The sequence below is a fragment of the Buchnera aphidicola (Lipaphis pseudobrassicae) genome (assembly GCF_005081185.1).
In the GTDB taxonomy this organism is placed as follows: Bacteria; Pseudomonadota; Gammaproteobacteria; order Enterobacterales; family Enterobacteriaceae; genus Buchnera; species Buchnera aphidicola_AD.
On the sequence record NZ_CP034870.1, the window covers coordinates 120,135 to 130,627 of the forward strand.

The 10,493-nt window shown below is 23.7% G+C and carries 10 protein-coding genes; 9 read left to right on the forward strand and 1 reads right to left on the reverse strand.

All coding sequences use genetic code 11. The features are described 5' to 3' along the window. The 7 genes from D9V70_RS03230 to tyrS all read left to right on the forward strand — a co-directional run. A partial coding sequence (locus tag D9V70_RS03230; RefSeq protein ID WP_253254813.1) for a 4Fe-4S dicluster domain-containing protein occupies positions 1-750 on the forward strand: 750 nt, incomplete at its 5' end. Between the two features lie 46 nt (positions 751-796). After that, the gene (locus D9V70_RS00580; RefSeq protein WP_158356266.1) at positions 797-1,834 is read left to right on the forward strand and encodes an RnfABCDGE type electron transport complex subunit D; all 1,038 of its coding nucleotides are present in this window, start codon (positions 797-799) and stop codon (positions 1,832-1,834) included. Between the two features lie 2 nt (positions 1,835-1,836). After that, entirely contained in the window at positions 1,837-2,442 is a 606-nt protein-coding gene (gene rsxG / locus D9V70_RS00585; protein WP_158355844.1) for an electron transport complex subunit RsxG, read from the forward strand. A 13-nt stretch (positions 2,443-2,455) separates the two neighbouring features. Then, on the forward strand, positions 2,456-3,130 hold the full coding sequence (locus tag D9V70_RS00590) for an electron transport complex subunit E (protein WP_158356267.1): 675 nt from the start codon (positions 2,456-2,458) through the stop codon (positions 3,128-3,130). Positions 3,131-3,144: 14 nt separating this feature from the next. Then, the gene (nth, locus tag D9V70_RS00595) at positions 3,145-3,774 is read left to right on the forward strand and encodes an endonuclease III (protein WP_158355845.1); all 630 of its coding nucleotides are present in this window, start codon (positions 3,145-3,147) and stop codon (positions 3,772-3,774) included. A 17-nt stretch (positions 3,775-3,791) separates the two neighbouring features. Continuing rightward, positions 3,792-5,981, forward strand: a complete 2,190-nt coding sequence (priA, locus tag D9V70_RS00600; protein ID WP_253254815.1) for a replication restart helicase PriA — start codon at positions 3,792-3,794, stop codon at positions 5,979-5,981. Positions 5,982-6,134: 153 nt separating this feature from the next. Beyond that, a complete protein-coding gene (gene tyrS / locus D9V70_RS00605; RefSeq protein WP_158355847.1) occupies positions 6,135-7,403 on the forward strand; it encodes a tyrosine--tRNA ligase in 1,269 nt (422 codons plus the stop codon). A gap of 6 nt (positions 7,404-7,409) precedes the next feature. Here the strand turns inward: tyrS and D9V70_RS00610 are convergent, their stop codons facing one another. Beyond that, positions 7,410-7,802: an iron-sulfur cluster assembly accessory protein gene (locus D9V70_RS00610; RefSeq protein WP_158355848.1), complete on the reverse strand. Its 393-nt coding sequence runs from the start codon at positions 7,800-7,802 to the stop codon at positions 7,410-7,412. A 231-nt stretch (positions 7,803-8,033) separates the two neighbouring features. Between D9V70_RS00610 and ydiK the strand changes: the two genes are divergently transcribed. Both ydiK and D9V70_RS00620 read left to right on the forward strand, forming a co-directional pair. Continuing rightward, the gene (gene ydiK / locus D9V70_RS00615; RefSeq protein ID WP_158355849.1) at positions 8,034-9,122 is read left to right on the forward strand and encodes an AI-2E family transporter YdiK; all 1,089 of its coding nucleotides are present in this window, start codon (positions 8,034-8,036) and stop codon (positions 9,120-9,122) included. 340 nt (positions 9,123-9,462) lie between these two features. Next, a partial coding sequence (locus D9V70_RS00620; protein ID WP_158356268.1) for a 3-deoxy-7-phosphoheptulonate synthase occupies positions 9,463-10,493 on the forward strand: 1,031 nt, incomplete at its 3' end.

Below are 10,493 nucleotides of genomic sequence, written 5' to 3' on the forward strand. Positions count from 1 at the left end.
AAAATGTTAATAGGAAAGGAAATACCATATAATAAACATTCTATTGATATAGGTTGTCTTGTATTTAATGTTGCTACAATATATGCAATAAAAAGAGCAGTTATAAATGGCGAACCATTAACTGAGCGTATTGTTACTATTTTGAGTGACGAGAAAAGTTTATCAGGAAATTTTTGGATGAGAATTGGAACTCCAATAGAACATCTTGTTAAACATAAAATACATGAAAAGAATGTTAATATCACTGGACATCTAGGAGGTCCTTTTATGGGAAAAAAAATTTATAATTTAAATGATTGTATATCAAAAAAAACCAATTTTATTTGGCTTCAATTTAAAAAAGATACGTATAAAAAAATCGTTCATTATAATTGCATTCGATGTAGTTATTGTTCAAATGTATGTCCAGTAAATTTGCTTCCTCAACAAATTTATTTATATGCTAAAAATAAAAATCATGAAAAAACACGCGAATATAATGTATTAGATTGTATCGAATGTAAAGCATGCGAAAAAGTTTGTCCTAGTCATATTTCTCTAGTGAAATTTTTTAAAAAAGAAAAAAAAATTCTTAAAGATATAAATATAGAAAATAGATTGAAAAAACTATCTTTTTTACGTTTTAAAGAAAGAGAAAAAAGATTGTTAAAGCAAAAAGAAATAATTAATAATATATGCAATTTAGAAGAAAAAAATAAGCGAAAACAAAAAGTTTACGAAGCAATAGAACGTATGAAAGCAAAAACATAAACTTTTATACCAATTTACTTTTATATTTACAGATAATATGAAAAAAATAAATTTTCCTTATGTAAATGATATTTATGATGTTAGAAAAATAATGTTATTAGTAATTTTATCTTGTATTCCAGGTATTATTGCTAAATGTTATTTTTTTGGTTTTGGTACTTTAATACAAATTTTATTTGCAATAGTAGTTGCTTTACTATTAGAAATAGTAGTATTAAAAATACGTTCAAAAAACGTAAAAATATATCTATATGATAATTCCTCTATTTTAACTGCAGTTTTACTTGGAGTTAGTGTTCCTTCTTTACTTCCTTGGTGGATGATGATTATTGGAGTATTTTTTTCAATTGTCATTGCTAAACATTTATATGGTGGAATAGGTCAAAATATATTTAATCCTGCTATGTTAGGTTATGCAGTATTATTAATTTCTTTTCCAGTTTATATGAATAATTGGAGTGGAAGTAATTCGCACTTTTCTGTTTTTAAAGATATTAAACAATCTGTAAATATTATTTTTTTGAATAATGATATCAATGATATTAAAAATGTTAATGTAAATATGTTTCCTGATATGTTCACCGAAGCGACTCCTTTAAACTGCTTTAAAACAAAATATCATTTAAAAAATGATGATGTTTTAGATAATTATCAATTTCAAGATATCACCTTTCAAGATAGCTGGAAATATATAAATATAAGTTTTTTTTTAGGAGGTATTTTTTTATTTTTAAAAAAAATATTTTGTTGGCGTATTCCAGTAAGTTTTTTAATTACTTTAGGAACATTATCAATATTTTCTTTTTTGATCTCAAAAGAATTTTTTTTGTCTCCATTAGTACATTTTTTTTCTGGAGGAACAATGATATGTAGTTTTTTTATTGCTACGGATCCAGTTACTACTTCTTGTACTAATATAGGAAAAATAATATTTGGTATGGTTGTTGCTGTTTTGACTTGGATTATTCGTAATTATACTGATTATCCAGATGGTATAGCTTTTTCAATTTTATTTGCAAACATGCTAGTTCCATTAATAGATTATTGTACTAAAACGTCTGGATATGGTCATAATAATATATAAATATGCTTAAAAAAATATTAAAAAATGCTTTTTTAATTAGTTTTTTTTCTATTGTTTCTATTTCGACTATAATTTTTATAAATAAAATCACAAAAACTCAAATAGTTCTTCAAAATGAAAAAGAAAAAAAACTTTTATTAGAACAAGTGTTATCTTTAAAAATATTAAATGAATTCAATATAAAATTATATCAAATAAAAAATAAATCTTTAGGAAATCTTGAAAATCATAATTTATGGTTATTATTTAACCAAAAAAACGAACCAAAAGGAGCTGTGATTGAAACAACTGCTCCTGATGGTTATTCTGGTTCTATTAACATGTTAGTAGCAGCGTATTTTAATGGAACAATTATTGGTGTAAGAGTATTATCTCATCGGGAAACTCCAGGAATTGGAGATAAAATTGAATTATCTATTTCTAATTGGATTACCAAATTTTCTGGTATGCATATTTCTTCTATAAACGATAAGAATTGTACATTAAAAAAATACGGAGGTGACATTGAACAATTTACAGGAGCTACAATAACTCCACAAGCAGTGACTAATTCGGTCAAAAGAACAGTTATTTTTATTAAAAACATACCATCAATTTTAAAATTTTAAATAATAAATGTTTATTAAAATAAAAACTTTTTTAAAAAATAGATTTTGGATAAACAATTCTTCTTTAGTTCAATTGTTAGGATTGTGTCCAGTGTTAGCGATGACTACTAGTTCTGTTAATGCAATTGGATTGGGAATAACAACTACTTTGGTTTTAACAATTACAAATACTATAATTTCTATGTTAAAAAAAATAATACCTAAAGATATAAGAATTCCTATTTATATGATGTTAATTTCTTCTATTGTTACATCTATAGAAATGTTAATTCATGCTTATCAATTTGATTTGTATCGATCATTAGGTATTTTTATTCCACTAATAGTTACTAATTGTATTATTGTTGGAAGAGCGGACCTTATAGCTTATAAAAGTTCTATATGTCTATCTTTTTTTGATGGAATTTCAATAGGTTTAGGTGCAACTTGTGCTATGTTTATAATTGGTTCCATACGTGAAATATTAGGTCATGGAACATTATTTTTTGGAATAAATAAAATCATTTTAAGTGTAGATCCCTCTTTTTTTATAAAAATACTAGACAAAGATTCTACTATAATTTTGGCTATTTTACCACCAGGTGGTTTCTTTATTTTAGGTTGTATAATTGCTATGAAAAATTATATAGATTTATATAACAAAAAAAATACTATCTTAAATAATTTAAAATGCTGTTTAAAAAAATAAAATATGATATCAATATGAACAAAGAGAAACGTTATAATATTTTATCTTTATTTTTAAAACATAATCCTAATCCCAATACAGAGCTAATTTTTACCTCAGATTTTGAATTGTTACTATCTGTAATGCTTTCGGCTAGATCTACTGATCTTATGGTAAATAAAATTACTAAAGTTTTATTTAGTGTTGCTAATACTCCTGAAAGTATTTTACTGTTGGGTTTAGAAGAACTGAAAAGTTATATTAAACATGTTGGTTTATATCATACTAAAGCATTAAATATTATTAGAACTTCTTTTTTAATAGTTACTAAATATCAAGGTTACATTCCTAAAAATCGTAATGATCTAGAATCTTTTCCTGGAGTTGGTAGAAAAACAGCTAATATTATTTTAAATATATTATTTAAAAAAAAAACTATTGCTGTTGATACACATGTTTTTAGAGTATCTAATCGTACTAATTTTGCTAGTGGTAAAAATGTAAAAGAGGTTGAAAAAAAATTAAATAGAGTAGTTCCTGCTGTTTTTAAATCGAAAATCCATTTTTGGTTTGTTTTGCATGGTAGATATATTTGCACTGCACGAAAAGTTAAATGTAATATATGTTTAATAGATAAGTTTTGTGAATTCAAAGAAAAAAAATAATATATTTTTTTATAGGTATGAAAGTGATTATTGTAAAAGTTGTTTTACCTTTACCAATTAGAAGATATTTTGAATATATTATGCCTCCTAATTCAGCATTTCCTGTTATTGGTGGTCGAATACTTGTTCCTTTTCGTTCTAAATATATGATAGGTATTGTAATTGCTTTTGTGATACAAACAGAAAAAACTCAATTAAATTTAAAATATGCAAAAAAAATGATTGATAATCAGTCTTTTTATACCAGTTTAGTATTAGATATTTTAATATGGATAAGTAGAAATTATTATTGTCCTATTGGTATTGTTTTTTTTTCTATTTTACCAAAAAAATTATTTAGTGATTCTGTTGTAAAGGATAAAATTATCTATAAATGGAGCATTACAAAAAAAGGAAAAGAAAGTAATTTTGCTAATTTTAAAAAAAGAAAAAAACAATTTTATACTTTACTTTTTTTAAAAAAACAAAGTATTTTAAGTTTCGAATTAAAAACACATAATTTATCTAGATTTATTTTGAAGAAGCTACACAATCAAGGATTATGTAAATTAGATATTTTAAACTCATCTTCTTTTATTAAAAAACCTTCTTTTAAAAGTAAAAGAAGAATTTTCTTAAATAGAAAATATCTAACTATTATTGATAAAATTTTAATAAAAAAAAATTTTTCATCTTGGTTGTTTTCTAAACATAATTTATATGGAAAAATTAAATTTTATTTACATCTAATTAAAACAGTATTAGATAAAGAAATGCAAATTTTGATTTTGGTTCCTCATATTAAAAATATAAATATAATGGTAGTTTTTTTAAAAAAATTTTTTGATGTTACTATCGATAGTATTCACTCAGAATTGTCAAATACTAAGTATTTAAAAAATTGGATAAGAACAAAAAAAGGTGAAAATTCTATTGTTATAGGAACAAATAAAAGTATTTTTTTACCTTTTTTAAAATTAGGTATAATTCTTCTTTTTGAAGAACATAATTTAAATTATAAAAATATTATTCAATGTAGTTATAATTTTAGGGATATAGGAATATTTCGAGCTTATAAGGAAAAGATACCAATAATTTTAGACTCAGATACACCTTCATTGAAAACTTTATACAACATATTATCTAAAAAATGTTTTTATATAACTACAAACAAATTGAATCATATTATAAAATATAATAATAGCATTATTAATTTAAAACAGGAAAGAATAAGATTTGGTCTTTCGTTAACTTTGATTAACGAAATCATTCAAAATTATGAAAAAAAACAAGTATTATTGATTTTTAATCAAGTAAATTTTTTATTTTTTTTATTAAAATGTAATAGATGTGGATCAATATTTAAATGTAATAACTGTCATGTTTACTTTGAATTAAATCAATATCGTAATGTTTTATTTTGTAAATTTTGTTTAATAAAAATTGGAATACCTTCATTTTGTTATAATTGTGGTTGTTTGTCTTTAATTGTAATAAAGATAAGTATAGAAAAAATAAAAAATATTATACAAAATATTTTTCCTGATAGAATAATTTTTTTCTTATTAAATAAGAAAGATATTAATAAAAATATGTTTAATAAAAATTGTTTTGATTTTTCTATTGTTAGTCCTTGCATTATTTTTACAACAGAAAAAATTGTTCAAAATTATTATTTTCCTTTTGTTAGCTTGATTGCTTTAACTTCTATTGATAATTATTTTTTTTCTTTTAAATTCCGAAAATTAGAATATTTTGCACAATTTTATTTTAACTTAATTCAATTAACTAAATATAAAAAAACACTATCTAAAATCATAATACAAACGTCATATTTAGAAAATATTAATTTAAAAGAACTATGTAATAACACGTATAATGTTTTTGCAAATCAAACATTATTAGTCAGAAAAAATTTTTTTTTACCACCTTGGAGCTGTCAGGTTGTTATTTATTCTGAAAATAAAAATCCAGAAAAAAATATTATATTTTTAAATTTAATTCGTGAAATTTTCATAAAACAATCCACTAAATATAGCATTGCGATTTGGTTTGTAGGACCTCATCCTATTTTTATATTGCAATTAAAAAAGCAGTTTTATCAGTTATTAGTTCAATTTACTTCACGTATACAACTTAATAAGTTGTTAAATCAATCTATAGAAATAATTAATCTTTTTCCCATTTCAAAAAGAATAAAATGGTTCATAGAGATTGATCCTAATTAAAATAATAAATATTTTTTTAAAAAAGAAAAATATTATATTTTACTTATTGAAGCTAAACTAAAATTAGCTTAAAATATTTATATAACAAAATATAAAAAATTAAACCACAAAAAATATATTTTTTAAAATATAATCTTAAAAAAAGAGGTTTTAATGAGTGAATTTAATTTAATTAACATACTACGAAATAGAGGTTTAATATCTCATATTACAAATGAAGACAATTTAAATAAACTCATTCAAAATAATTCTATATCTCTTTATTGTGGTTTTGATCCTACAGAAGAAAGTTTACATATAGGTCATCTTTTACCTCTAATTACGTTAAAAAGATTTCAAATAGAGGGGCATAAACCTATTGTATTAATAGGTGGAGCTACTAGTTTAATTGGAGATCCTAGTTTTAAAAAAAAAGAGCGAGATTTAAATCATATTAATATTATTAATATTTGGACTGAAAAGATTAGTAAACAGATTGCTTATTTTTTAGATTTTAATTGTGGACAAAATAGTGCTGTATTATTAAATAATAATACATGGTTTAAAGAAATGAACATTTTGTCTTTTTTACGTGAAGTTGGAAAATATTTTTCAATTAACACTATGATTAATCGATCAGCAGTAAAACAACGTATTTCAAGACCTGATCAAGGAATTTCATTTACAGAGTTTTCTTATACTTTATTACAAGCATATGACTTTTTTATTTTACACAAGAGATACCAAGTATATCTTCAAATTGGAGGAGCAGATCAGTGGGGTAACATTTCTTCTGGAATGCATTTAATTAATCGTAAAATGAAAAAAGAAGTATATGGTTTAACGGTTCCACTATTGACTCAATCTAATGGAATTAAATTTGGAAAAACAGAATTAGGAACTATTTGGTTAGATGCGAACAAAACTAGTCCTTATAAATTTTATCAGTTTTGGATGAATATAGATGATTCTAATATTTATTATTTCTTAAAAATATTTACTTTTGTTAGTATATTAGAAATTCAAAAAAGAGAACAACAAAAATATATTAAAAACCAAATCATCAATGATAAAATTTTTCTTGCTAAGAATATCACTCGTTTGGTACATGGAGAAGAAAAATTATTAGCAGTAGAAAGAATTACTGAATTTCTTTTTTTTAAAAAAATTCATCAGATTCAAAAATCTGATCTCGAACAACTAAAACAAGATGGTATTCCTTCAATTAATATTAGTATGATAAAAGATTTACAAGAAGCATTAGTGTTGTCTTCTTTAGCAACATCTAGAACACAAGCCAAAAAGATGATTTCTGCAAATTCTATATCTATTAATACTAAAAAAATTAAACAAAATCATCTATTTGAAAATAAAGATAAATTATTTGGAAAATTTACATTGTTATCTAGAGGTAAAAAAAATCATTGTTTACTTTGTTGGTAGATTTTTTTAATCAATTGAAAAACTTTCTCCACAACCACAAAATTTTTCTAATTTAGGATTATAAAATTTAAATACTCTATTAATATGATTTTTTATAAAATCTATTTTAATTCCCTCTAAAAATGGCATTTCTTTAGAAGAAATACAGATGAAAATATTTTTATAAGTAAATGTTTTTTCTTCTTTATTTTTTTCTTGTTTTAATTCTGATTTTTTAATTAATTCCATGGTATAGCGAAATCCTGCACATCCAGATTTTTTTATACCCAATCTTATTCCTTTGTTATCAGTATGGGAATTTATTAAGAACAAAATTTGTTTTATAGCATTATCAGTTATTGAAAAACCTTTCCATTCGTTTTTATTAGGAAAGTAAATATTAGCATTATTATTTTTCATCATATTATTCTTTTTTATAAAAAATGTTTGTTGAAAACGTTGTTTTAGATTTTATTTTTATTATATATATATTTCAGGGTTAAAGAATATTATTTTTGTTAATTATTTTTATAAAATTTAATGTTATAATTATATTATATATTTATAAAAAAATGTTTTTGTCTCATAAAGTTAAATCATTTTCTATAAAAAATTATTTATAATATAAAAATATTGAGGTGAAATAACTATATGCAAAATCCAAAAGAAAAGATGGATTTATCGCAGTCTATTTTATCACTAATATTTATTATTGCTATGAGTGTAATAAGCTTTATAGTAATTCATCCATTTATATTAGGATTTTCTTGGGCTAGTATGATTGTTATTGCTACCTGGCCTATGATGTTAAAAATACAATATTTTTTATGGGGAAAACGTTTACTTGCAGTAGCAAGTATGACTATTATTTTGTTATTATTATTTATAATTCCAGTTTTTTTTGTTGTAAATAGTTTAATTGCAACAAGTATTCCTCTAATTCATTGGTTTCGTTCAAATACTTTAGAATTTCCAGAATTAATATGGCTTCAAGATATTCCACTTATTGGTAAAAAAATATTTATTAGTTATCAAGAGTTATTAGCTGGTGATGGAGGTGAATTAATTCGAGAAGTTAAACCTTATATGGGACGTACTACTGAATTTTTTATAAGTCAAGCTAAAAATTGCGGATTATTTTTTATGCATTTAATGTTAATGTTATTATTTAGTGTGCTTTTATACTGGAATGGTGAAAAAGTTAGTCATGCTATACGCTATTTTGCATTACGTCTTAGTTCAAAAAATGGAGATGCTATAATTTTATTAGCCGTTCAAGCAGTAAGAGCGGTTGCATTAGGTGTAGCAGTAACAGCGTTAATTCAAGCGATATTATCTGGTATAGGATTATTAATTTCTGGGGTTCCTTATTGGGCATTATTAATGATAATTATCGTTTTTTCTTGTTTGATACAAATAGGACCATTACCAATATTAGTACCATCAATTATATGGCTATATTGGCACAATAATACTACTTGGGGGACAATATTATTAATTTGGAGTTGTCTTGTTTTCATACTTGATCATATACTTAGACCATTTTTTATACGAATGGGTGCTGATTTACCTATTTTATTAATTTTATCTGGGGTTATTGGTGGTTTATTAGCTTTTGGGATGATTGGTTTATTCATAGGACCTGTAGTATTAGTAATATTTTATCGTTTAATAATATCATGGATCTATGATATTTCTATTGATTCTTTTTTAAAGAATGCGTCCCTAAAAAAAGATTAATGAATATATATATACAGTATATATTTAATTAAATATCATCATAAAATATGATAACATAAAAAAATAGTTTAATTATATTTCATAGTTATTAAGAATAAAATTAATAGTATGACTATAATGATATTATGTATTTAAAGATTTTATCTTTTTTTTTATTTAAAATTTCTGTCATATTATTTAAAGTGTATTAATAAAAATTTATTCTCTCTAATATTATGAAATTTTTTCTATTAAGAACATTCATAAAATATTAGAAATATGAACTTATGACTAGTTAGTTTTTCGTGATTTTTATCACATCTTGCTATTCTTTCCAGAAAAAATTCATTTAGAGAACAAAATGAAAAAAACAGATGAACTACGTACCATACGAATTGATCCATTAATTACTCCATCTGAATTAGCAAAGCAATATGCTATAACTTCAGAGATAATGGATAATGTTATAACAACAAGACAAAATATTGCTCGTATTATGACTGGAGAAGATGCTCGATTGCTTGTTGTAATAGGTCCATGTTCAGTTCATGATCCTATTGCTGCAGTAGAATATGCACATCGATTATATGAATTACGTGTAAAATATAAAGATCGTCTTGAAATTATAATGCGCACTTATTTTGAAAAACCAAGAACAGTTGTTGGATGGAAAGGATTAATTTCAGATCCAGATTTAAATGGTAGTTTTCGAGTTAATCATGGATTAGCTGTAGCTCGTAAGTTATTGTTAGATATCAATGCATTAGGAATGCCAGCAGCAACAGAATTTCTTGATATGGTCATAGGACAATTTATTGCAGATTTAATTAGTTGGGGTGCTATTGGAGCTAGAACTACAGAAAGTCAAATTCATAGAGAAATGGCTTCTGCACTATCATGTCCAGTAGGTTTTAAGAATGGTACAGATGGAAATATACGTATTGCAATTGATGCAATTCGTGCAGCAAAAGTTCGTCATTTATTTTTAGCTCCTAATAAAGATGGACAAATGACTATTAATCATACTAGTGGTAATCCATACGGACATATAATTATGCGAGGAGGAAGTTCTCCTAATTATCACGCTGATGATGTTGAATCAGCAATAAAACATTTGCGTGAGTTTAATTTATCAGAATATTTAATGATTGATTTTAGTCATGGAAATTGTTTAAAAGAACATATTCGTCAAAAAAATGTTGCTGAATCTGTTGCATATCAAATTTCTCATGGTTCTAAATCTATATTTGGTGTTATGATTGAGAGTTTTTTAGAAGAAGGTTTCCAAAAAGTAATTGATAATCAACCATTAATTTATGGAAAATCAATTACTGATGCTTGTTTAAATTGGAAAGATAGTACTTTAATTATCAAACAATTAGCAGACGCTGT

What these genes read in the sequence shown, in the direction of transcription:
- rsxG (WP_158355844.1), top strand. Translation starts at nt 1,837, where the DNA reads ATGCTTAAAAAAATATTAAAAAATGCTTTTTTAATTAGTTTTTTTTCT.
- nth (WP_158355845.1), top strand. Translation starts at nt 3,145, where the DNA reads ATGAACAAAGAGAAACGTTATAATATTTTATCTTTATTTTTAAAACAT.
- priA (WP_253254815.1), top strand. Translation starts at nt 3,792, where the DNA reads ATGAAAGTGATTATTGTAAAAGTTGTTTTACCTTTACCAATTAGAAGA.
- tyrS (WP_158355847.1), top strand. Translation starts at nt 6,135, where the DNA reads ATGAGTGAATTTAATTTAATTAACATACTACGAAATAGAGGTTTAATA.
- D9V70_RS00610 (WP_158355848.1), bottom strand. Translation starts at nt 7,802, where the DNA reads ATGAAAAATAATAATGCTAATATTTACTTTCCTAATAAAAACGAATGG.
- ydiK (WP_158355849.1), top strand. Translation starts at nt 8,034, where the DNA reads ATGCAAAATCCAAAAGAAAAGATGGATTTATCGCAGTCTATTTTATCA.